15 protein-coding genes and 1 pseudogene are annotated in these 22,757 nt (G+C 45.4%); 9 read left to right on the forward strand and 7 right to left on the reverse strand.

Annotated elements, in window-relative coordinates; translation table 11 throughout:
- Both A3712_RS07660 and torT read right to left on the reverse strand, forming a co-directional pair.
- Positions 1 to 91 (reverse strand): annotated as a pseudogene (locus tag A3712_RS07660) (methylglyoxal synthase); the annotation flags it as partial.
- A gap of 61 nt (positions 92 to 152) precedes the next feature.
- On the reverse strand, positions 153 to 1,181 hold the full coding sequence (gene torT / locus A3712_RS07665; protein ID WP_063522944.1) for a TMAO reductase system periplasmic protein TorT: 1,029 nt from the start codon (positions 1,179 to 1,181) through the stop codon (positions 153 to 155).
- 92 nt (positions 1,182 to 1,273) lie between these two features.
- Here torT and torS point away from each other — a divergent pair, with 92 nt between their 5' ends.
- On the forward strand, positions 1,274 to 4,288 hold the full coding sequence (gene torS / locus A3712_RS07670) for a TMAO reductase system sensor histidine kinase/response regulator TorS (RefSeq protein ID WP_063522945.1): 3,015 nt from the start codon (positions 1,274 to 1,276) through the stop codon (positions 4,286 to 4,288).
- A 126-nt stretch (positions 4,289 to 4,414) separates the two neighbouring features.
- Here torS and A3712_RS07675 read toward each other — a convergent pair whose 3' ends face one another.
- The 3 genes from A3712_RS07675 to A3712_RS07685 form a co-directional block, all read right to left on the reverse strand.
- Positions 4,415 to 6,769 (reverse strand): fatty acid cis/trans isomerase, encoded by a 2,355-nt coding sequence (locus A3712_RS07675; protein WP_063522946.1) that lies wholly within the window; start codon positions 6,767 to 6,769, stop codon positions 4,415 to 4,417.
- 134 nt (positions 6,770 to 6,903) lie between these two features.
- The gene (locus tag A3712_RS07680) at positions 6,904 to 8,568 is read right to left on the reverse strand and encodes a VRR-NUC domain-containing protein (protein WP_063522947.1); all 1,665 of its coding nucleotides are present in this window, start codon (positions 8,566 to 8,568) and stop codon (positions 6,904 to 6,906) included.
- A 56-nt stretch (positions 8,569 to 8,624) separates the two neighbouring features.
- Positions 8,625 to 9,860: an L-lactate MFS transporter gene (locus tag A3712_RS07685; protein ID WP_063522948.1), complete on the reverse strand. Its 1,236-nt coding sequence runs from the start codon at positions 9,858 to 9,860 to the stop codon at positions 8,625 to 8,627.
- Between the two features lie 595 nt (positions 9,861 to 10,455).
- Here A3712_RS07685 and A3712_RS07690 point away from each other — a divergent pair.
- Positions 10,456 to 10,836 carry a hypothetical protein gene (locus tag A3712_RS07690; RefSeq protein ID WP_063522949.1) on the forward strand — a complete coding sequence of 127 codons (381 nt, stop codon included), beginning with the start codon at positions 10,456 to 10,458 and terminating at the stop codon, positions 10,834 to 10,836.
- 137 nt (positions 10,837 to 10,973) lie between these two features.
- Here A3712_RS07690 and A3712_RS07695 read toward each other — a convergent pair whose 3' ends face one another.
- Positions 10,974 to 11,318: a YajD family HNH nuclease gene (locus A3712_RS07695; RefSeq protein ID WP_004740276.1), complete on the reverse strand. Its 345-nt coding sequence runs from the start codon at positions 11,316 to 11,318 to the stop codon at positions 10,974 to 10,976.
- A 273-nt stretch (positions 11,319 to 11,591) separates the two neighbouring features.
- Here A3712_RS07695 and yghU point away from each other — a divergent pair, with 273 nt between their 5' ends.
- The 7 genes from yghU to A3712_RS07730 all read left to right on the forward strand — a co-directional run bounded on the left by yghU (position 11,592) and on the right by A3712_RS07730 (position 20,902).
- Positions 11,592 to 12,449, forward strand: coding sequence for a glutathione-dependent disulfide-bond oxidoreductase (yghU, locus tag A3712_RS07700; protein ID WP_063522950.1), 858 nt, complete (start codon positions 11,592 to 11,594; stop codon positions 12,447 to 12,449).
- Between the two features lie 200 nt (positions 12,450 to 12,649).
- A complete protein-coding gene (locus A3712_RS07705) occupies positions 12,650 to 13,876 on the forward strand; it encodes an NAD(P)/FAD-dependent oxidoreductase (protein ID WP_063522993.1) in 1,227 nt (408 codons plus the stop codon).
- Positions 13,877 to 14,085: 209 nt separating this feature from the next.
- The gene (locus tag A3712_RS07710) at positions 14,086 to 14,409 is read left to right on the forward strand and encodes a DOPA 4,5-dioxygenase family protein (RefSeq protein ID WP_063522951.1); all 324 of its coding nucleotides are present in this window, start codon (positions 14,086 to 14,088) and stop codon (positions 14,407 to 14,409) included.
- 278 nt (positions 14,410 to 14,687) lie between these two features.
- Positions 14,688 to 15,575, forward strand: a complete 888-nt coding sequence (locus A3712_RS07715) for an ABC transporter six-transmembrane domain-containing protein (protein WP_063522952.1) — start codon at positions 14,688 to 14,690, stop codon at positions 15,573 to 15,575.
- Positions 15,565 to 16,740 (forward strand): efflux RND transporter periplasmic adaptor subunit, encoded by a 1,176-nt coding sequence (locus A3712_RS07720; protein WP_063522953.1) that lies wholly within the window; start codon positions 15,565 to 15,567, stop codon positions 16,738 to 16,740. The genes A3712_RS07715 and A3712_RS07720 overlap by 11 nt, the downstream gene beginning before the upstream one ends.
- Positions 16,737 to 19,871: an efflux RND transporter permease subunit gene (locus A3712_RS07725; protein ID WP_063522954.1), complete on the forward strand. Its 3,135-nt coding sequence runs from the start codon at positions 16,737 to 16,739 to the stop codon at positions 19,869 to 19,871. Before A3712_RS07720 ends, A3712_RS07725 begins: the two co-directional genes overlap by 4 nt.
- A complete protein-coding gene (locus A3712_RS07730; protein WP_063522955.1) occupies positions 19,868 to 20,902 on the forward strand; it encodes a helix-turn-helix transcriptional regulator in 1,035 nt (344 codons plus the stop codon). Before A3712_RS07725 ends, A3712_RS07730 begins: the two co-directional genes overlap by 4 nt.
- 78 nt (positions 20,903 to 20,980) lie before the next feature.
- On the opposite strand, the gene fruA is transcribed toward A3712_RS07730, so the two are convergent.
- Entirely contained in the window at positions 20,981 to 22,744 is a 1,764-nt protein-coding gene (gene fruA / locus A3712_RS07735) for a PTS fructose transporter subunit IIBC (protein ID WP_063522956.1), read from the reverse strand.
- Positions 22,745 to 22,757 lie beyond the last annotated feature (13 nt).

The raw sequence follows: 22,757 nt of genomic DNA on the forward strand, positions 1-22,757 counted from the left end.
TTACCCATCTTAGTAGCTCAGGTTTGAAGTGGTCATGAGCGACTAAAGCGATATGTTTATGCGTTGGCATAGTACGCGTTGTTTTTTGCATGAATTTTCCCTAAATTATCGTTCGTATTTTTATTTTTATGAGTGCTTAGCTCAATATAACACTATGGATTCACACTGAATACCGGCCGAAACTCAGAAGGTGACAATGAATCGGCAATAATTTGGTCTTTGAGTGTTGCTGGGGTCAGAGCTTCAATTCTTGGTGCGGTGTGCATCTCGTAAGGCTGCCCTCGTAAATAACTCACCGCTTGTTTCACCGACAAGCGACCTTGTTCCACCATTTTGTCTGTTGGTGCAAAAAGTACCTTGTTTCGCAGTAAGCCACGGTAAGTACCATGACTCAAATAGCTGGAAATAAGACCAATTTCATCGGTTTTACCCGCCGCTCTTAGCTCACTAATAGCAGCCTCGATGGCAACGGCACTACCAACGATGTATTGAACCTTTGCTTGTTCTATCACTTGTTGTACAAGATTGCGTTGCAGCTCTTTGTCGTTGTCAGCCCAATAGCTCACATCGATTTTTACATCACTATCTTTAATTGCGTCATAGAACCCTAAAGCAACAGGCTTAGTGCCACCGCTTGCTTGAGGGCCAAGCAATAATGCAATAGGGGTTTCGCCTGAGCCTGTTGGATGAAGCTTCGCTAAATACTTACCTACTTGAAAGCCCATCTGATACCAATCAACACCAACTGTACCTTTCAATACTTTTTGCTGCTCTTTGCCTAAAGTCAATTCGTTCACTGTTGCAAACACAGGTGTCGAGCCAACCCAGTCAGTAAGGTTATCGTGATAGGCGTCTGGTGATACTGTGCCTAAAATAATGGCATCGGCACCCCATTTAGTACACAGGACGAGTTGTGAGGCTTGTTTGCTGATGTTTGGATAGCCGCCAGCTTCTAGTACTCGTAGTTCTACCTGCAATTTTTCGGCTTCGGAAATCATGCCGTAATTTACAGATAACCAATAGGAATCCTTTAGGTGTGGGTAGATGGCGCAAATCTTCTCTTTTTGTGACGTCGCAGTCGCCGGTTTGATAGGGCTTAATAGCTCATCAGCACTAGCTGAAGATGCAACTAATGCAATTAAAGATAAAAGAAGTTTTGACGCGAAGGATTTAGTGCGCATGAATTGCCGTTTTATTGGTTTTAGATAAGAAACACTGCAAAATATAGCGTATTCTGCAGGGGTAAAGAAGAACGTTTTAAGGTTTAGGTTTTATGTTGTTAGCTTCAGCGAGTATTGGACGCAAGCTGCTGGCCTCATTTTTAGTGATGGCGATGCTCGTTCTTTTGTCTGCATTAATCGGGGTATCTGGATTTAGCTTTGTTGCAAAAACAGAGAGAAACGTTGTTGATTCAGCGCTACCAGCGATGATTGAAGCTCGTCAAGTTTCTGAGTTAAGCAATCGCATTATTTCGTCTGTACAAACTCTCTCTAATGCGAGAAATGAAGCTGAGCGAAAAGGGGCTGGCACACTGTTGTTCGGCCAACTAGAAGCCTTGTTACAACACATCAAAGGTTTGGGTGTCGATAGCTTTGATTCAGAACTGCTGCATAAACTTGAAAACAATGTACAGAGCGTAATTAATACGCTGGCGGAGCTGGGCGTTTCAGTAGAACGTAAACTCTGGTTAACCAAAGAGCTGTCGTCTCGTGTTGAGGAGATGCGTTTGTTGGCTGAAGAGCTAGAACAGCTGACTCGAACTCAAGTGCTGAATACCGCAACCATAGCCGTTGCCAACGTTACCCATATCTATGATCTGCTAGAAACCAAAGAAACCGATAAAGCCTACCAAGCCTTAGATGTGCTGGTGGAAGTCGACCTTGACCTCTCAGAACGTCTACATGAATTGCACCTGCTGGCGTTCAAAATGCTCAACCAAATTGAGGAAACTCAAACGGTAACCAATTTTGAGCGTATCCATCAAATCCAAACTGAGTTTGAGTCCAATCTTAGGATCATGGTTCGCCGCGTCAAAGCGGTAGAAGATCCAACACGTTCAGAGCAGATGTCCCAGCTTCTCCATGAGTTACAAAAGCGCCAAGTGGTGTTTGATATCTCTCTGGAACAGTATGAGAACAACAAAAAATCTGAGCTGTTGATGCAGAATACGTTGAAGTTGTTTTCACAGCTGAATACGACGGTCAACCAACTGATTGATGACTCCAACCTGGGTACGAAAAAAGCGGTAGATGAACTGACTTCTACGTTAAGCCTCGCGCAATGGTCGCTCTCTGTTATCTCAATTATTGGTTTGATGATAGTGGCGTTTATTGTATGGCGCGTGGTGTATGTGTCGGTCGTAAAACGCCTTGCTGAATATTCGGCAGCTCTGATGTCGATTGCACAAGGGCGCCTTAATATTGATATCTCAGTAAAAGGTAATGATGAGCTTGCACATATGGGGGAAGCAATCATCACAGCAAGAAACACTGCGCAGGCATTACAAGTGGTGGCTGTCGGTGAGGCTAAAGCGAAACGAGAGCTAGAAGAACATAAAGAGCACCTTGAAGAGCTGATTACTGAGCGAACCTACCAACTTCAAAAGACCAATGAAAAGTTGAATGTTGAGGTAATCAACCATGCGAAGGCGCGCAGTGCTGCTGAACAGGCGAGCCGTGCTAAATCTGCCTTCTTGGCGACCATGAGTCACGAAATCAGAACACCGATGAATGGGGTATTGGGTACAGCTCGTTTGCTAAAAGATACCGGATTGAACCCTCTACAATCTGGCTATGCTGACATCATCAATCGCAGTGGTAAGAACTTATTAGCCATCCTCAACGATGTATTGGACTACTCTAAAATTGAAGCTGGCCATCTTGAGATAAGGATTGCGTCTTTCGACTTGCATCAAATGGTTCAAGACACCTATCAATTGATGGAAGGGCGCGCAGCCGAGAAGAGGCTTGGTTTTAGCTACCATATTGAAAGCGATGTACAGCGCTACTGGCGCGGAGACGTCACTCGTATTAGCCAAATATTGAATAACCTGGTTGGTAACGCGATTAAGTTCACTGAAAAGGGCGATATCGATATCTTCATCAGCTTAGATCTCGAAGATGAAAACCGCGTCATGTTTGAAGTATCCGATACGGGTGTTGGGATACATGAAAGCGAACAAAAATGTTTGTTTGATGCGTTTAGCCAAACCAACAGTGGTCGAAACACAACGGGTGGCACAGGGTTAGGTCTGGCGATTAGTAAGCGCATTATGTTGGCAATGGACGGTGATATTGGCGTTCATTCAGAAGAAGGGGAAGGCAGTCAGTTCTGGTTCTCTTTACCGCTTAAGGCTGGGGAAAAAATTGAAACTAAAACCGTAGTGGTTGAAACTTGCATTCGAGCTAAAGTGCTGTTGATTGAAGACAACCCAGTTAACTGCATTGTTGCTGAAGGCTTCTTAAACAACCTGGGGCATGAGGTCGTGATTGCCACAACCGGACAAGAAGCTCGTGAGATATACAGTGAACAATTCTTTGATATTGCACTGGTTGATATCAACCTTCCAGACTGCGATGGTGTTGATCTCATCCAACAACTTAAAGAGATTGAGGTTCAAGTGTCCGCTTTATATTGTTTACCAGATAGCTCTGTGCAGTATGAGCCTCCTATGGTGGCAGTATCGGCTCATGTGTTTAATGAAGAAGTAGAAAGTTATTTGGCGAATGGGTTTGATGGCTTCTTGCCAAAACCTTTGGAGAAAGAGGCGCTTGCAAGGCTGATAGTGACTCAGCTAGATGGGAAGACTTTATTATTGCCACAGCCAGATCCTAACGACTCGATCTGCAAGATTAACGAGCATGGGTTCTGTGAAAAACGTATTGAGAGCGACCTTATAGTCGAAAGCGAAGTTGAACAGCCAGACCTAGAGGAAAGTCCTGTGACCATTTCTGACAGCAAATTGATAATTGATAGCAAAGTAATCGAAGGCGACTTGTCTATTCTTGGTTTGGACAAGATGAAGCAGATTGTCGGGCTATTTGAACAAAGCAGCCTTGAAACGTTAAAAGAAATGGCTGACGCTAGTGAAGCGGAGAATGCCCGTGAGGTGAAATCGCTCGCTCATAAGCTCAAAGGGTCAGCGGGCAGCTTAGGACTATTAGCCCTGTTTGATGTATGCAAGAACATTGAGATTAGCAGTGAGCCTTTAACGCAATATAGAGAGAGCTCTGAAGAGTTAACGGTGCTCGCTAAAGACTCTCTAGCGGCACTGCAACAACATGTCTGATATTGAATGTTCTCTGCCACATAATGTGCTTCTCAGGCTAATCTGAGCTCGGTCTAACTGAGCATCTAGAAACAAAAAAATCCTCTACCAAGACAGAGGATTTTTGTTTTTAAGCGATGCTTCGGCCTAACGGTTTTCGAAGCGGTTGTAGTCCAACAGGCCAAATTCTATCGGTTGTTCTTGTTGGTACCAACGATGTACTCGGTCACTGAATGGCCAGAACTCACTAGAGCTGCGTCGGATAGCAAACTTATCGAGTAGCGCTACGTAATCTTCTTCAGTCTGTAAGTTTTGTAGAGACTGCACTAGAGTTGGAATTTCCTTCTCTGTCAGTGATAGGTAAGCGGCTGGATAGCTGCCTACAATGCCTCGGACGAGCGTTAAGTCGTCATTAGCGTAGTCTCTGTTACCTTCTTCGTTAAACAGGCTAGAAATGTTGCTGTGAGCGTTGTTGTGAATCATGGTGAACAGTTGATCTTCACCGTTTTCGCCTTCAATCATGATCATCACGAGTTGAGGCACATGGCGTAGGCCTTCACCTTTCACCAAGCTTACCTGTTTAAGCAGTGCTTCATTTTTACGGCTAAAGCCAGTATCAACAATCTCATAACGGTCATTGAGTATCGGGCTTAGCTTATCTTTCAGCTTATCGAGTAGCTCGCGTTTTGGATCGGCCGTTTTGTACACCACGCTAGTTGGCTGATCAAAAGGTGCGATATTACGTTGCAAGAAGTCGCTCAACTGAACGCTTTGGTTTTGGTACCAGCTTGAGTGCTCGAGGTGTCGTACATCTTTTGGTAACAGTGTTAAGAAGTTACTTTCACCTTCAAGACGTAAGAAGTCCATAAACATACGAGTGATGAGCTGGTGGCCGAAGTTTCCGTAAACATCGAAGCCAGCTACAAGTAAGTAATGAATTCTCTCTAAAAGTGCATAATCCAGAATCCACGCCGTTTTAGGTTGAGGACCCACTAAGCCTTGCACGACCGATGCACTGTCAAAGTGACGGAAAACAGTAAGGGCAGCGTTCGGATTAGTACCATTGCCATCCCAGATAACGTCTGTCGTTAAGTTCTCACCGTCCTTAAACCACTTGTTAGTAAAGTCTGATTTACCTTCTAGGTAGCGTGCTTGCTGTTTTGAATATCTAACCCAGTTCGTTGCAGGAACCGTGTTACTTTCAAGTTCACTTGGAAGCTTAAGGTTGTCACGTTGGCTTGCATAGAAGGCGTTGATCTCTGGAAGATTGGCCTTGTCTGGGTCTATAAAAAATACCCAGAACCGGTCGTTAATCACGTTCAATGCCAACTGACCACGACATACCGGGCCTTTGATGTAAGCCATGATGGTGTTCTGAGCGTTGTCGAGCATAAACTTAAAGCGAGAGTTTACAGGCAAGGCTTCAAACGAGGTCATTGGGTTCGCGGCAACATCAATATCGTAACTTGGCAGCTTATCTACGGTGTAATCTGCATCAACAAACCAAGTGCTCCAGTTTTGCAGGCGCTCTTCATTGAATGCGAAAGGCATGTGTGTCTTGTCGACAATTGTGCCTTGCTCAGGGATAAGACGGTAGTACACGCGTGGGACTTTTGGATCGTCATAAGGACGACGAGTGGTGATGCGCTTGACTGGTTCGCCAGGGGGCGTAGCAGAACGAACGATCGAGAAGAAGCGTGTCGGTTGTCCTAACTCAGAAAAATAAACGTGTGATAAAAACAGGTGCTCATATATGTAACGTGCTGAAAGTTGGCTCTTTCGTGAGCTCTTGTTGAGGAATTTTTCGTAAGTATTAACCAGCTCTTGCTCAGCTTCACTTAGCGGAATATGTTCGTTCATCAAAGCGCCATTTTCTAGCCAGCTCATCAGAGTCGCGTATTCTGTCTTGTTTAAGTTAGGCATACCATAAGGCATCCCCCACGTAGGGTAATCTCTCTCATATTGAGCGTACTCTTCGATAGTCGGACACTGCTGGTCACGATCAATTGAAAAGTCGAAGCCTTCTAACTGTGTTTGCTCTGGAAGTGGGTGATTCTCTTTCTGTATCAACATACGAGAGACAAGCCCGGCATCTAAGTTAGCCGTCGAGTTCTGCATACGTTCGTTGAGTACAGGGTGGAAGTCAGCATCGCGCCACTCTTGTGTAGTTAACGCATCTTCAAACAAGCGCGTGGGAGCCGATGCTGTTAAACGCGTACCTTGATAAACCAGTGCTTTACTTGCACCTCGGTCGATACCTTCCACAGAAGACATTTTAAGTTGGCAAGGGGCATCGTAGCAGGCGTGACAAACCACACATCGGTTATCAATGATCGGTTTAACTTCGTTGAGAAAGTGTTGCGATTGAGCTGAAAGGATAGGAGTTTGGCGATCACGAACTTGTGGTTCGCCAAACAGTTCATCGAAGTTTAGACCCGCGTACACGGCACAACCTGAGAACACGCTGACAAGAGACAAAATGAAGAGTTTTTTCAAATTCATACGTACTTAGATATTTGGCATTTGTTCTAATTATATCGAAAATGCTCATGTTCTGACAATTTTGTAGACAAGAACTCTATAGGGGTGAGTGATTCGCTAGGCTTGGCTGCAGGCATAGAGCTCAGTATTTAGATCTACTGGTTAACATAACAAACAGAAAAGGGGACTGAGAGTCGCTCAAACTCTTTTATCCAACGCCATTGGTTATCTTGTAATTTGTCTCCTGGGCCTTTGACTTCTATCCAGTGAAATTGGTCACCTTTAAAGGCGATCAGGTCAGGCATTCCGGTTCTAAACAGTTTTAGGTCACTCAATATGATTTTGAAGAGCTCGATCAGCAAGGCTCGTGGTACTGAGTGGATGCTACATTCGACGAGTGCTTTAGGGAAGTGATTCCAATGCACAAATGGATTAGCAATGCCAAACTTTTCATCGTAGACATCGAGCAAGTGATCAATGCCTTGGTTCGAGATGGTTTGGAATACGGCATTGATTTGCAATTCACGCTTTTGTTGAAAGTCTGAATAATAGAGATCCAATGGTCGATGTTGGTAGCGGTTGATAAACGCCCCCTCCACATCTGAGAAAATCACATCCCAAAAAGCTAAGCCGAATAACCCACACAGAAAGCTGTTCTCGGAAAAATAGACTTCCCAACCTTGAGCTTCAAAATGTTGCTTAACGGCAAGTTCAACTCTGATTTGGCTTAGGTCTAATTCCAATCTAATTTGTTCGCAAATTGGCTTTGAAGCGCGTGGAACCTTTTGTCCCTGCTTGCGTAGCAACCTCTGCTCAAGCTTAACGGCGACTTCCAGTTCTGATACGTCAGATGGATTTTTTTGCATTTTTGTGACAGTGTCACTCATGCGGTCTAGTTCATCTTGCTTGTCGTAGATGCGAGCAAGCCGCTCTCTGCTCGGTGGAATTGATGATTGTTTAAACCAATGAACCGCTTTTTCGTTCTGATTGAGTCTCTCTAGATCTCGAGCAATGTCATTGATCAGGCGTGAGCGCTTTCTCGCGATGGAGCGATGTTCTGATTCGCACGGCAAGGATTGCAAAAGGTGCTCAAGAACGTCGCAGTCCTTACGGTCGCCTTCATAATATTGGCGCTGAACGTCGCGCATTGAGAGCAGTTGATTGAGCTGCTCTCTGGAGTTGAAGAAGCGACGCTGCTTACTCAATGGGTAGTTTTCAAAAGTGTTGAGGCCAAGATCGCTTAACACGAACTGACTGAGATCTTGGTATGTATTGGCGAAGAAGAGTAGCAGCAATACATCGATAACTTCGGCTTCAACAACATGGATACAGTTAAATGTTAACGCTTCATAGTTATCAAAAGGTTGTTGAGTCAGCAATCCTAATAGCACATCTTTTTTTGCCGACTTACTGCTTTTGAGGGAAGGGAATACGTTGGCTAGCTCGGGCTTGGTGAGCAAGTGTAAGCCTAGCTCATGTTCTGTGATAACAAGGTTGTGCGAAGCTTTAGGATCACTCAGCGCAATAAAACATGATGCACTTAGCTCTTGTAGCGCGTCGGGGAGGTTGGGTATTTCATCGTAGTCGAGTTTATCACTGCGAAACCAGCAGCCCTTACGAGACAGCAAACGAACCATTAAACACTGGCTAGGTGTAGAAAGGCGTTTGTAATTTTGCAGCCAACGAGTTTCATCGGTGCTTAGAAGATCCGGGTAGTACGTTTGAGCGTGTTCAATCAGTCGATTGAAGTTGTCGAGATAGTAAGTTGGGTGTAGCTGAAGAGTGGATTCTAATGTCACTTGATACGTCGCTTGATACAAAAAGAGCCTAACCCTAAGGTTAAGCTCTTTCTTTTCAAATTCAATCTTTTATCAGATTAAGCTTGAGATGCTTTTAGCTCAGCAACTTTCGCTTCAGACATTGGTTTAGTGATGATTGCTAGAACAATACATACTGCCATCATTGCAGCAGAGATAGTGTAAGCAAGACCGTAGCTGTCGCCGTTAGTCATCGAGTAACCAACAACCGCTGTACCGATTGCACCACCGATACCCCATGCCGTGTAAAGCACGCCGTAGTTAGTACCGTAGTTTTTAAGGCCGTAGAACTCAGCTGTAAGCGTTGGGAATACTGCTAGTAGAGTACCGTAACCAACCGCTGCAACCGCTGTACCGATGATTAGCGTGAACTCAGTGTTAAACGTAGCGAATAGAGCCATGTTTGCGCCTTGCAGGATGAATGCAAGTAGAAGAGTACGAACGCCACCGATCTTGTCAGCAAGCATACCAGCAGCAACACGACCGCCTGAGTTAAATACAGCAAGGATAGAAGCAAGGTAAACCGCGTTTGGTAGGTTTGCTTGAGCGCTTGCGATACTTGTGATGTTACCGATGATCATGAGGCCAACAGAAGCTGCGAGTGCGTACATGATCCATAGAGAGTAGAACTGAGGGGTCTTCAGCATTACTTTCCAAGATAGGTCTTCGCTCTTCTTAACAGCTTTTGGACCTTGGCCAGCTTTTACTTTTGGTTCAGCTGGAGCGTAACCCGCTGGTGGGTTGTTGATTGTTGCTGCTAGAGGTACAGCGACGGCTAGTACACCAACACCAAGAATCTTAAAGCTTGTTTGAATGCCCATGCTCTCAATAAGAGCAGCAGTGACTGGAGCAAGGTAAATTGCCGCTAGACCGAAGCCTGCTGCGATAAGACCGTTAACCATACCTTTCTTAGAAGGGTGGAACCACTTCATTGCAGAAGGGGAAAGACATGCGTAACCGAAGCCGATACCAGCACCTGCCATCACACCGAATGTGATGTTTAGCATTAGCGGAGAAGTCGCAAAACCTGATGCGATCATGCCAAGACCAGTAAGAGCTGTACCAAGAATTAGGATCTTACGTGGCCCCATGCGGTCTTGTAGGATACCAGCAACAAGAAGACAGATAGAGAATGTGATTGTTGCTGTCGCGTATGGTGCTGATGCTTCAGCTGCAGACCAGCCTTCACCTTGTAGGGCTTTGTTAAATACACTCCAAGCATACAGGATGCCAAGACAAAGGTTGATACAGAAGCCTGCTAGCAGGATACGTGTAGCTTTATCAATCTTGCTCATTTTTATTCTCAGTTTTGTCTTTGGTCTAGTGAGAGCCACAGGACTAAAGACGGGTTATTGTGATTATTTCTTCAAAATTAGTTTGCGTTTATCAACAGATAGCGCAAAAGAGCGCGGATTATAACCAATAAAAATGTGATTGGAATCTCTTTTTCCATTTTTATCAAAATTAAACTTGAGTTGTTAAAGAACTGTTTTTTATGCGTGTTGCAGTTGTTGTTAACACCTTTCTTTTTTGTACACTCTGCTGGTTTAGGCTCCAGTATTCATGCTTTTCCCAATCTTTTCCTGCTAGTACTCCTACAAAAAGTGCTGTCATCACATCATTGCAATTAATTTTAAATTATTTCTTTGGTTAATTTTGTGTAACAAAATAAATCAAATTAGACATTAATCGCCTTAACCCTAGAGGGGACTTAGTTTGTTGAATTTACAAATGTTAACTGATTGTTAATGTGGGGCTTTGTGTTTCTTGTTGGTTACAATTTGTGCGCTTTTTGGGCTTGTTTTGTCTGTAAAAAGTGGGAAAATAGCACGCAAACTGAGATTTCAAATTTGAAAATATGCGTTTCTAGTCTACTAAGAGGCAAGTGTTATGAAACTATTTTTAATTCTACTGATGTCGATTACTGGTGGTGTAGCAGCCGCTGATCATATTCATTCTTTCTTATTCGGTTTCTACATTGCAGCGCTTGCAGTGGGAAGCTGCTATTGGCTTGCATTCCGCAGCACACGTTTCCCTCAGTTGGCTTTAGTGCTTCTACTATGTGGCTTCTTTGCTAAAATCGCGGTAACAGTGGTAGGCGTGTCTTGGGGTATCTCTAACGATATTATCCAGTCACCTTTCATCTTCTCATTGTCGTACTTATTCTTCTTAGTAGTTGTGTCTTATGTGTGGTTCTCTTACCGGGAGAAGCTGACACTAAAGAAACGTGAGAAACAGATTGAAGAATCTCGTAAGCAAGCTGCAGCATAATTAAAAACAGATTTTCAAAAGCCTTCTTCGGAAGGCTTTTTTGATCCTGTGAGATTTTATTTGGCCGCAGATAGACGTAACCCCAGTATGGCGACATGCTGGGGTTTCTTGTTATCAAGCCTGTAATGAAGAGCGTTTTACTTTTTCATCATCTTCGCTAGGTCAGCAAACGGGTTATGTGTCGCCGTTTGGTGGTCATCTAAACGTGCTGTGGCATCGACGCCATAGCGTTCGTGGTCTGTGTATTTAGAATGTTCATGATCGTGACAGTAAAGGCACAATAGTTCCCAGTTACTGCCGTCTTCAGGGTTATTTGTGTGGTCATGGTCGACGTGGTGAACCGTCAGCTCTCTTAGGTTTGAGTAAACAAATTCACGAGCGCACTTACCACAAACCCAAGGGTAAAGTTTGAGTGCTTTCTCACGGTAACCTTGCTCTTGGCGAGCGTATGCCGCGCTTGAGCCATTGTAATCTGAAGACATTGCCAAATTCCTATTTGTTGTAATGAGTCAATATTATCACACCTTTATTGAAGCTCTAGAGGTGTTGTCACTAAATGATACTTTGCTTTACCAACATCATTTTTGCGCTTGACTGGTTTGTGAACGCTTATACAAAGCGGGTTGTAAGTTGGATATGTCGCTCTGGAATAAGGCATGCTTAACAGTTTGAAAAGAAAAAGCATTGAGGGGTTTTAACCAAGAAGATGTGACCTAATATCTGTTGGTAAGACCCTATACTAATAAGGAAATATCATGTCAGAACAATACACACCACCTAAAGTGTGGGTTAATGATGCTGCCGGTGGTAACAAGTGGGCAAATATTAATAGCCCTGAATCTGGCGCTCGATTCGACAAAGATCTGGCTGTTGGTGAACATGCTCTGCAACTCTACTCTCTTGGCACACCGAATGGCCAAAAAGTGACAATCATGCTCGAAGAGCTACTAGCCGCGGGCGTGAAAGAAGCTGAATATGATGCGTACTTGATCAACATTGGAGAGTCGGATCAATTCTCTTCTGGCTTTGTTGGTGTAAACCCTAACTCGAAAATTCCTGCTTTGGTCGATAAATCTGGCAATGAAGACGTGAACGTTTTTGAATCGGCTTCCATCCTGGTTCATTTAGCTGAAAAGTTTGGTCACTTCTTACCGAAAGACGGCGCAGCTCGCACTCAAACGTTTAACTGGCTATTTTGGGCACAAGGCTCAGCCCCATTCCTAGGTGGCGGTTTTGGTCACTTCTACGCTTACGCAGATGAAAAGCAAGAGTACCCAATTAACCGCTTCGCAATGGAAGCGAAGCGTCAACTAGACGTATTGGATAAGCAGCTAGCAAACAGTACCTTTGTCGCTGGAGAAGAGCTGACTATCGCCGATATGGCGATTTGGCCTTGGTATGGCAACCTTGTACTCGGTAACCTTTATGATGCTGCTGAGTTCTTACAAGTGGAGTCTTACACCAATGTCGTTCGCTGGGCGAAGTTACTAGAAGCGCGTGAAGGCTTCCAACGCGGTCGTATTATTAACCGCTCATGGGGTGAAGAGTGGGAACAAGTACCAGAGCGCCACTCGGCTGAAGACATTGCTAACGTATTGAAACTAAAACCTTAGTTTTTATCTGAGATAGACAAAAGCGCCACATATTCTTAGGGAATGTGGCGCTTTTTTGATCCTGCTATGAATCAATCTTAATTTTATTATTACAAATTAGTAAAGGTGATTTAATTTAAATTTGGATTATCATTAATTTTGTTATAAATATAATGCACTCCATCAGAAAGATTTTGCCTCTAGGTATGGTGGGTAAGCGAATGTTGAAACAGAAAGAAAAGATTGTTGTGGTTGGCGGCGGCGCTGCTGGCCTTGAATTGGTTACGCGTTTAGGTCGTGATAAACGTTATGATGTGACACTTGTAGAGCCATCGTCACACCACTATTGGAAACCGCGCTTACACGAAATTGCAGCGGGAACATTCGACGAAGAACTCGACGCTGTCAGCTACTTCCAGCATGCATCTTGTAATGGCTATACCTATGTTCAAGCTTCAATGAGTGGCTTAGAGCGTGCTAATAAAGTCATCAAGCTGAATCATTTTAGCGGTATGACACAAGAACTAGAATACGACTATCTTGTTATTGCAGTCGGCGCCATCAGCAATGACTTTAAAACAGAAGGCGTGAGTGAACACTGTTTATTCCTTGATTCAGCAGGGCAAGCCCAAAAAGCTTGGCAGAAGATCAACCCTCTACTGAGAGCAAGCAGTCAGCGTAAAATTTCAATTGTTGGCGCAGGTGCAACGGGTGTTGAACTGGCGGCAGAGCTCGCAAAAGTGAGCGCCAAGCTACAGCGCTATCGTCAGGAAGGCAGTCTTGAAATCACTTTGATTGAAGCGGCTGATCGCGTGTTGCCTGCTGGGCCTGAATGCATGTCGAAACGAGTTCATGAAGCTTTGGTAAAGCAAGGCATTAACGTTAGAACTGGGACTCGAATTCAAAGAGCTGAAGAGGCGAAATTAGTCACTTCAGAAGACGAAGTTATTTCATCAGATCTGCAAGTATGGGCTGCTGGTATTAAATGTGCGGATTGGCTAAGTGAATTAGACGGTTTAGAGACAAATCGAATCAATCAATTAGTTGTAGATCAGACACTAAGAACAACCAATGACAACGATATCTTTGTCATTGGCGACAGTGCAGAGTGTCCACAACCTGATGGTTCTTTTGTTCCACCAAGAGCTCAAGCTGCTAATCAAGCCGCGGGTCACTTGGCTCAGCAGTTTAAGCGTTTAGCGAAAGGTAAGGCATTCCAACCCTTTTTGTTCCACGATGGAGGCATGTTAGTAGCGGTTGGGCATGACTATGCGGTCGGCGCGCTGATGAATGACAGAGTACTTTTGCGTGGTAGATTTGTAAGAAACCTTTACGACACTATTTTCCGTTTACATCAAAGAGTGTTGTTTAGTTGGGGACGTGTGACAGCATTGGTCGTATTAAAGAGACTTAAATGCGCGCTAAACCCATACAGTAAAAAGATCTAACGTACATAGGTTCGAGGCTAACTCTCAGGTTAATACGTCAATGAGCGCCATGCATAAGGTTATGTATGGCGCTTTTCTTTTGTGCAAAAGACAGCTTACAACTGAGATACGGCGTGAAAGCGTGAGTGCTGACTTAACATATTTAGCTTTAGCTATTGATGGTGGTTTAGGTATAAACTTGCGACATCATAATTCTAAAGGATGGTGCCATGTACCACGGTCATGTTTATTTCCCTCTGCGATTTGCAGAGCAAGCAGAAACACTTCGTCAAAAGATTCTATCTGAGCGTAAAGATGTATTAGAGGTTTTTCCTTTGGTACAACGTTTAGTTGGCCCACATAAAATGCCGATGTTTGAGATTCATTTTGCCAACAAAGAGTCGGGCATCGTGGAATGGCTTGAACAAGAGCGTGGTGATATGTCGGTGCTTATTCACCCTGTAACTGGTGGTGAAGAAACATTAGACCATACAGTACGAGCGACCTGGCTGGGTCGTGAGCTAGGTGTATTTGAAGACACACTAAGCAGCTAATTTAATTTACGCCCGACATTACGTACCTAATAAACAATACGTTTGTACTAAACATAAGCGAATCAATGTTTTCTGATGTCGGGTGAGTTATCCCAGTTCTCACTTCGATAAATTCCACCTTTCTGTCCTAACCTCCTTCTAACCAATGTAATTCAGCTCGTCGCTTATAGAGTTTGCTCCCCTTGAATTGCATGTGATTTCCCAATACAGCAATCTGGGACACTTTTTCCCATGCCGAATTGGTAATACTGACGCCATATTCATTTATGGGCTCAATAATGCTATTCAAACATCCCATCTCTCTGCTAACGATTATTCGGCTTAACCCATTAAAGGTTGCCGCGACTTGGTCAATGGTTTTGGCTGAAAACGTGATACTTATTCTGTTGCCATTGTTTATTGGTTACGCCATCGACGGCGTGTTAAACCAAAGCTTTCAGCCGTTGAAGATGCTGGCACTGCTCCTCTTTGTACTGGTCATTTTCAGCGTGGTTCGCCGTTTCTACGATACCCATGTTTATGGGGCTATTCGTGTCAAACTGGCGAATATCGTGGAGCGAAACCTACGTGGCTTATCGGTATCAACCAAAGACGCTCGACTTACCATGTCTCGTGAGCTGGTTGATTTCTTAGAAGACGATTTACCCGCTTTGATGACGGCAATGGTACAGCTTGTTGCGACTGTGGTGATTTTCTCTACATTCCACTTCTCATTGGCGCTTTGCATGTTGTTTGCTGGGTTGTCGATGCTTGCGATTTATGGCGTGTTCCATCGAACCTTTACCCAACTTAATGGCCAATACAACGATCAGGTCGAACAGCAGGTTCAACTGTTGAGCGGTGTTCGTTTGTCTGCGTTTCGTTGGCACTTTGAGCGACTAAAACAGTGTGAAATCAAGCTTTCAGACACTGAGGCGATTGTCTACGGGTTGATCTTTACTGTCCTGTTTGGCGCTGTCGTAGGCAATTTGTGGATGGTAAGCCAGCTTATTCAGCCAACTGCAGGGCAAGTGTTTTCTATCGTTACCTACTCATTGGAGTTTGTTGAAACTGCAGTGATGTTGCCAATTACGCTGCAAACCCTTTCTCGTCTTACTGAAATCAGTCGGCGACTAAATCCTACCTCTGTCCAACAGGCTACCAAGGAGATGCCTTATGAAGTTTAAAAAGCCACTGTCTGTATTAGTCGGTTGTGCGGCTATCTTTGTTGCCTTGATTGTTGTCTATGAATTGGAACCCGAAGCAGCGGAACCTGTAAAGAAGCAAACAGTATTGGCTCCGGTTTCTATATTGGAGGTGACACCTACGCAGCACCAATCGACGTTAACGATACTTGGCTTAACCGCTGCTCGCTGGCCAATTCAACTTAAAGCGTCGAGTAGTGCGCAACTAAAATGGCTGAATGAAACTATCGAGCCGGGACAATTAGTTAACAAGGGCGATGTGCTAGCGAGACTAGATAACAGCGCCGTTGATGCGAACTTGGCGCAAGCGTTGAGTGCGTTAAAGCAAGCGGAGTTGGAATTGAAACAGGCTAAGCATGAACAAACCGTCGCGCTCAAGATGCTCAACCCAAAAACAAGTTCGTCCTTTGCGCGCAGGGAACCCCAAGTACTTGCTGCGAAAGCCAACCTGCAACAAGCACAACAAGCTTATGTCAGTGCGAAGAAGCTAGTGGAAGAGTCAGTGATCACGGCGCCGTTTGATGCGGTCGTTATGAAACGCCACATTAGCCCAAGAGAGTGGGTAGAGGCGGGGCAAGTGACCTTTGAGTTAGCCGCCAGTGATTCGATTGATATCGAGCTTCCAATATCTGAATTGCATTGGCAACAAGTACAAACTGCCTTGGTTAAGCCGAGCATTCGTATCTTGAGTCGTTCTGGGAACCAATGGCCAGCGAAGGTGCGCTATGTGTCGCCTGAAGTGGATTCGGTGACCCGTCAAAGGCAAGTGGTGCTATCGGTCGAAAACCCTTACCACGATAAGCCTAGGCTTTTCCCTAATCAGCAGGTTCAAGCTGTGGTTAACCTCGGTCTACAAGATGATGTGGTAAGCATACCTCTGAGTGCGATGACCCGAGACGGGTATGTGTGGACGTTGGACACAGAAGATCGCCTACGAAAAGAGTCGGTAACGCTTATTGGGCAAGGCAGTCAAGAGCTTGAAATTCGCTTCAATGATCGAAGTGACAAGGCTCGTCGTGTGGTGCAGTATCCGCTTTCTTCCATGCTTATCGGTAAACAAGTCACGCCTAGGTTCAATGGTAGCCATTCTGAAGCCATGCTCGCGGGTAAATCTGATGTCACACAGATTAAGGAATCAAACCAATGAGTTGGATGACAAGATGGTTCATTAATAACCCAGTCGCTGCCAATCTGTTGATGATGGCGATTGTTATCAGTGGCGTACTGGCATTTGGACAACTTCGTGTTGAGTCGTTTCCACAAATCGCACCATCATCAATCAGTATTACTGTGGCTTATCCTGGCGGAACTGCACAACAGATCGATGAGAGCGTGACGCAACGAATCGAAGAGTCGATAAGCGGTATTGCTGGCATCAAACAGATCACCAGCCAATCGAGTGCTGGAATATCACGAGTCGTGGTACGTAAAACCAGCAGCACAGATTTAGACAAGCTGCTGGATGACATTCGTAATCAAGTTAACGCCATCAACGGCTTTCCCGTGCAAGCAGAGAAACCGCAAGTGGTGCGTAATGAATTTACCAACTTAGCCGCGTTTGTTGTGGTGTCAGGTCCAAGAACCGATGACGAATTACAACCTATCGCCAAGCAACTTGAACAAGCGCTGAAGAAGAACCCTCAAATTTCCAAGGTATCAAACTGGGGGACTCGAACGCCTCAGTTGGTGATTGAGCCAGATCCAGACCAACTCAAGGCGCTGGGATTGAGCTTGGAAGATCTCGCAGGTTTAGTTGAGCAGCGCTCGCTAGAGTCTCGCAGTGGTGAACTAATTAGTGACAAAGGCCGAATGGTGATTCGTGGTGACGGTTATGCCGATGATTTACAGAAGCTGAATCAGCTTGTCGTGATTTCGGGAGGTAATGGAGAAATACGCTTGGGAGACATTGCCAAGCTAACGCGTGGCTACCAATACAGCGGCTCTATCGTGCGTAACAACGGCGCTAACGCCATCGCTTTATTGGTCAGCACTAGCCAAACCGATAACCTACTTAAAGTCAGTGAAGCGATCAGCGAAACACTGGATGCACAACGTGCGATTCTGCCGTCGGATATTGAGCTGAATACCATGGCCGATATGGCGCCTTACATTGAAGATCAGCTGTTTCGTTTGAGCGAAAATGCATGGCAAGGCTTGTTAATCGTGCTGATTTTGCTTGGGATCTTCCTTGAGATCAGGCTCGCGTTTTGGGTCGCGATGGGGATCCCGATTGCACTCACTGGAACACTCGCCGCAATGCAGTGGTTTAACTACAGCATCAACGACATCACCTTGTTTGGCTTTATCTTGGTGCTCGGTGTGCTGGTGGATGACGCTGTGGTTGTGGGTGAAGCGATACATGACAAACGGACGCGTAACGCCGGCTATTCTTCTAATATAAACGGCAAAACAGCCGCTTGGCAGGGCGTGCATTCTGTGTCGGTGGCAACCGTGTTTGGTGTGCTAACGACCATTGCTGCATTCTCTCCAATGCTCTGGATTAACAATGAGCTAGCCGAGGTGCTTGCTGGGTTTTCGGCCGTGGTGATCTTCGCTTTGATCTTCTCGCTGATTGAAAGCAAATTTATTCTACCGTCACACTTGGCTCAGCTCTCTGTGAAAAAGCCATCTACCAGTAATTTTGCCAAAGTTCAGAATACGGCTCAAGGCGGCTTGCAATGGTTCAATCTCAACGTTTACAAACCAGTATTGGAGTTTGCACTTAGCTACAAGGTGGCGTCTTTGCTTGGGTTTGTCGCGGTTATCTCATTGGCTTATGGCATGTGGTCGAATGGGGCGATTCGCAGTGCGCTGTTCCCTGAAATTCCAGGGCGATACATTACAGCGGTGATTGAGTTAGAAGACGGTGCACCATTGCCACTGCAGAGCCAAGCCTTGCTGCAAGTAGAACAAGCGATGGCAGAGGTAGAAAAAGGCTTAATGGAAGATTACCCATTACAAGAGAAGCCTGTGGTGAACCTGCTTGCATGGTCTGATGGCTATGGCGAAATTGAAGTCACTGCCGAACTTACCAATGAATCTTTAAGCTTATTGCCGGGTAACTTACTGCTGAAGCGATGGCGAGAAAGCACTGGGCAAATCGAAGGGGCTTACTCGGTGAAATTAAGCGCAGCGGAGGAGCCTGCTGGCGGCACATTCTTAACGATCTCTTCCAACGATCGTGAGTTGGCATCTCGTGTCAGTGAACAGCTAGCAGATACCTTAGCGTCCTTAAAAGGTGTCTCAGATGTTTACGATGATAGTCAGGATGGCTTACCGCAAGTTCGTTTGGTGTTGAATCAATACGGACAACAGCTTGGCTTAACTCAAGCCACGCTAGCTCAACTTGCAGGCGAAGCATTTGGCGAAAGGGAAGTTCATCGTCTTTTGGAAAACGGACAAGAAACCAAGGTGCTGCTGCAATATTCAAGAGATGAGCGAAGAACCTTAGCTCAGCTAAAACAAGCCATCATTATGTTGCAGAACGGTGGCAGCGTAATGATTGGAGATATCGCTGAGCTCCGTCACGAGCAAGAGCCGCAAGTGGTTTACCGTCGTGATCGAGAGCAAGTGATCAATCTGTATTGGAAGCAAAACCGAGATCTGCAATCACCAGAGAAAACACGTGAGCAGCTTGAAAATACCATTGAGTCTCTGCACCTACAATATCCAAGCGTAAGCATTAAAGCGGGTGGTGAGTTTGAAGAGATAGGGGAAGTGTCGGATGGTTTTAAATCCGCGATGATCCTGACGCTGCTGATGATCTATATCTTGTTGGCGGTGCCTTTGAAGTCATACTGGCAACCAATGATCATCATGGCAGTCATCCCGTTTGGATTCGCAGGCGCGATTTTTGGTCACTACTTGATGGACTTGCCGATCAGCATTCTTTCGATGCTCGGAATGATGGCCATGACGGGGGTCGTGATTAACGACTCGTTGGTGCTGATCACGCGTTTTAATGCAGAATATCGCCAAGGGGTTCCATTACAGACAGCGCTAGTGATTGCTGGCACCAGCCGATTGAGAGCGATCTTCTTAACCACGATTACCACTGTGTGTGGCTTGTTACCATTGCTAAGTGAAACTGCGGAACAAGCACAGTACTTAAAGCCTGCGGCGGTGTCCTTGGTGTTTGGTGAACTGTTCGCCACTTCAGTAACGTTGATTTTGATACCTGTGTTGCTTGGTTTGTTTTGCCGAAAAGTGCCTCAAACTGAAGATCTAGTTGAAAATGAACCACATGTACCGGCACAGCTCACTTCGGAACGATCATGATTGATTTTATAAAGGACAAAGACGATAGTGAAGCCAAGCGATCGAATTTGATCAAGTCGACAGAGACAAGAGCTTCTATGCCTGAGAACAAAGACCGTATGACGCAACAGAGTAAAGCTGACTATCAATCAGTACCTGGTTTTAAGCTGGTGCCTGAGATTGCTTTGGTTGAATCTTTACCTGAGCACCTTCAAAAACGCTTTAGCCATGCACTTAATTTAATGCATGAAGAGTGGGGGGAGCGTCGTACTTGGGAACAGATAGCAACCGAGAGCGCGATCTCGCCATATCATTTTCATCGCCAGTTTACTGAGCTGTTTAATGAAACGCCAGGTCAGTATTTGAGCCGAGTACGCCTACAGATTGCGGTTAGTTTGTTGATCAAAGACGAGCCATGGAGTCTTATTGAGGTTGCTCAGTATTGTGGGTTCTCGTCGTCACAATCGTTAGGCAAGGCGCTCAAGCGTGAGCTGGGCGTGACAGCAAAGCACATTAGAGAAATGGGTTACAACGCGACACCAAAAGAGACGGCCGACTTTATCCAGAAGTTGTCACATCCCGGTGTGCAGTCTTCCATCGAAAAAGAGTTGGTTAAGTCGATGCCGACAGAGTTGGTTTGGTATCCAGAGCGCGGCATGCAGAAGCTCAAACTAGACGATCCAGACTGGGATACTGCGTTTGAAATGTATGGTCTGAAATCAACACAACTCATGGGCACAACACCAATTAAGCAGATGAGAAACAAGTGGGACGACATAGAAGCTAAAATCGGTAACTGGCAAGTGGCTAAAGAGCGTTACGATGTGACCATTCCAGAAGGATACTACTTGTGCAGCGATGTTTATCTGGTTTCTGATGTTGCCTACAGCACGGCTTTAGAGGCACTGTTTAACACGGTTAAGCAACAAGACTTACAGTTAGACGTGAACGGCTATTTGGTGGAGAAGATTCGCCATATAGATTGTGATGATGTGGAAGGGGTGACTTTCTCTTTCCAGCTGCCGGTTTTAACCACACAAGATAGCGAATAATAAAAAAGGCTCCTCATATGAGGAGCCTTTGTTCAATGATAAGCCAATTTATAGAAGGAGCTTAACAGAATAGGGGGATTAAGCCTCTGCCGTTACTTTAGAGCTGCTCATCTTTTTAAGTGCTGCGTAGCCAAAGCCTGTTACTAGCGTACCAGCTGCAATCGCTACTAGGTACATAAGTACTGGAGAGATAGCGCCAGGAATCAGTAGTACGAATAGACCGCCGTGTGGAGCCATCAGCTGTGCACCAAACATCATTGATAGAGCACCCGTTAGTGCACCACCTGCCATACATGCTGGGATAACACGCATCGGGTCTTTCGCTGCGAATGGAATCGCGCCTTCAGAGATGAAGCATAGGCCAAGAACGAATGATGCTTTACCCGCTTCACGCTCGCCTGCTTCAAACTTGTCTTTCACAAGGAAAGTCGCAAGGCCCATACCTAGAGCTGGAACCATACCTGCGGCCATGATAGCTGCCATTGGAGCGTAAGTTTGCGAAGCCAGTAGACCCACACCGAATGTGTAAGCGGCTTTGTTTACCGGACCACCAAGGTCGAAACACATCATTGCGCCTAGAATCACACCTAGAAGAATCGCATTAGACGTCCCCATGTTATTTAGGAAGTTTGTCATTGCGCTCATTACGCCAGAAACAGGACCGCCCACGATGTAAACCATCACAAGGCCAGTGAACAAACTCGAGATAAACGGAATGATCAGGATTGGTTTAAGCGCTTCCATAGATTGTGGAAGCTGAACTTTGTCGGCAATGAACTTCGCAGAGTAACCCGCAATGAAACCAGCTGCGATACCACCTAGGAAGCCTGCGCCTGTAGAGCTAGCCAGCATACCGCCGATTAGACCAGGAGCCAGACCCGGACGGTCAGCAATCGAGAATGCAATGAAACCAGCAAGAACAGGAATCATTAGTGCGAATGCAGAGCCACCACCGATAGTCATCAGCGCCGCTGCTAGTGTGCCTTCTTCTTTAAACGCTTCGATACCAAATACGAAAGAAAGAGCGATGATCAAACCACCAGCAACAACTACTGGAAGCATGTGAGATACACCTGTCATAAGGTGCTTGTACACGCCTTTGTTCTCATCAGCAGGTGCTGCTTGTGAAGAAGAGGCTGTGTGTTGGTATGGCTTAGCTTCAGCGAACGCTTTCTCAACTTCTTGCTGAGTCTTCTTAAGAGCAGGGCCAGTTGCTGTTTTGTAGAGAGGCTTACCGTTGAAACGATCCAGTGGAACGTCGATGTCGGCAGCGATGATAACTAGGTCAGCGTCTGCGATTTCTTGGGCTGTAAGTTGGTTTTTCGCACCTACAGAGCCGCGAGTTTCCACTTTGATTTGGTGACCTAGGCGTTTACCTTCTGCTTCAAGCGCTTCTGCTGCCATAAAGGTATGTGCAACACCCGTTGGACAAGCAGTAATCGCAACGATCTTTTTGCTGCCTGTGCCTGCTGTTTTCGAAGAGTTTACTGACGTACCGGTTACGTCAACAGTGCTTTCAACTTGAGAAGCGTCTAATACCGTTGCTTCTGCTGCCGCTTTCTCTAGAAATGCTTTTGCATCTGCAGTGCACTCAGAGATAGCTGCTTGGTAAACCTTTTTGCCCACGAAACGTGTTTTATCAACGTCTGTGTTAGCTGCAATAACTACAACGTCGCTGCTGTCGATAGCGTCTTGTGATACTGGAGATTCAGGTAATACGCTTGATTGGCATTCAATAGCGGCGTTCCAACCCAGTGCTTTTGTTGCTTGCTCTAACAAGCCTGCTGCGATGATGCTGTTTGCTACGCCACTTGGGCAAGCTGTGATAATGGTAATATTCATAATAAACCTTTTG

Source organism: Vibrio sp. HI00D65 (assembly GCF_001635455.1).
Lineage (GTDB): Bacteria > Pseudomonadota > Gammaproteobacteria > Enterobacterales > Vibrionaceae > Vibrio.

What these genes read in the sequence shown, in the direction of transcription:
- fruA (WP_063522956.1), bottom strand. Translation starts at nt 22,744, where the DNA reads ATGAATATTACCATTATCACAGCTTGCCCAAGTGGCGTAGCAAACAGC.
- A3712_RS07720 (WP_063522953.1), top strand. Translation starts at nt 15,565, where the DNA reads ATGAAGTTTAAAAAGCCACTGTCTGTATTAGTCGGTTGTGCGGCTATC.
- A3712_RS07730 (WP_063522955.1), top strand. Translation starts at nt 19,868, where the DNA reads ATGATTGATTTTATAAAGGACAAAGACGATAGTGAAGCCAAGCGATCG.
- A3712_RS07715 (WP_063522952.1), top strand. Translation starts at nt 14,688, where the DNA reads ATGCTATTCAAACATCCCATCTCTCTGCTAACGATTATTCGGCTTAAC.
- A3712_RS07685 (WP_063522948.1), bottom strand. Translation starts at nt 9,860, where the DNA reads ATGAGCAAGATTGATAAAGCTACACGTATCCTGCTAGCAGGCTTCTGT.
- A3712_RS07710 (WP_063522951.1), top strand. Translation starts at nt 14,086, where the DNA reads ATGTACCACGGTCATGTTTATTTCCCTCTGCGATTTGCAGAGCAAGCA.
- A3712_RS07725 (WP_063522954.1), top strand. Translation starts at nt 16,737, where the DNA reads ATGAGTTGGATGACAAGATGGTTCATTAATAACCCAGTCGCTGCCAAT.
- A3712_RS07705 (WP_063522993.1), top strand. Translation starts at nt 12,650, where the DNA reads ATGTTGAAACAGAAAGAAAAGATTGTTGTGGTTGGCGGCGGCGCTGCT.
- torT (WP_063522944.1), bottom strand. Translation starts at nt 1,181, where the DNA reads ATGCGCACTAAATCCTTCGCGTCAAAACTTCTTTTATCTTTAATTGCA.
- torS (WP_063522945.1), top strand. Translation starts at nt 1,274, where the DNA reads ATGTTGTTAGCTTCAGCGAGTATTGGACGCAAGCTGCTGGCCTCATTT.
- yghU (WP_063522950.1), top strand. Translation starts at nt 11,592, where the DNA reads ATGTCAGAACAATACACACCACCTAAAGTGTGGGTTAATGATGCTGCC.
- A3712_RS07690 (WP_063522949.1), top strand. Translation starts at nt 10,456, where the DNA reads ATGAAACTATTTTTAATTCTACTGATGTCGATTACTGGTGGTGTAGCA.
- A3712_RS07675 (WP_063522946.1), bottom strand. Translation starts at nt 6,769, where the DNA reads ATGAATTTGAAAAAACTCTTCATTTTGTCTCTTGTCAGCGTGTTCTCA.
- A3712_RS07695 (WP_004740276.1), bottom strand. Translation starts at nt 11,318, where the DNA reads ATGTCTTCAGATTACAATGGCTCAAGCGCGGCATACGCTCGCCAAGAG.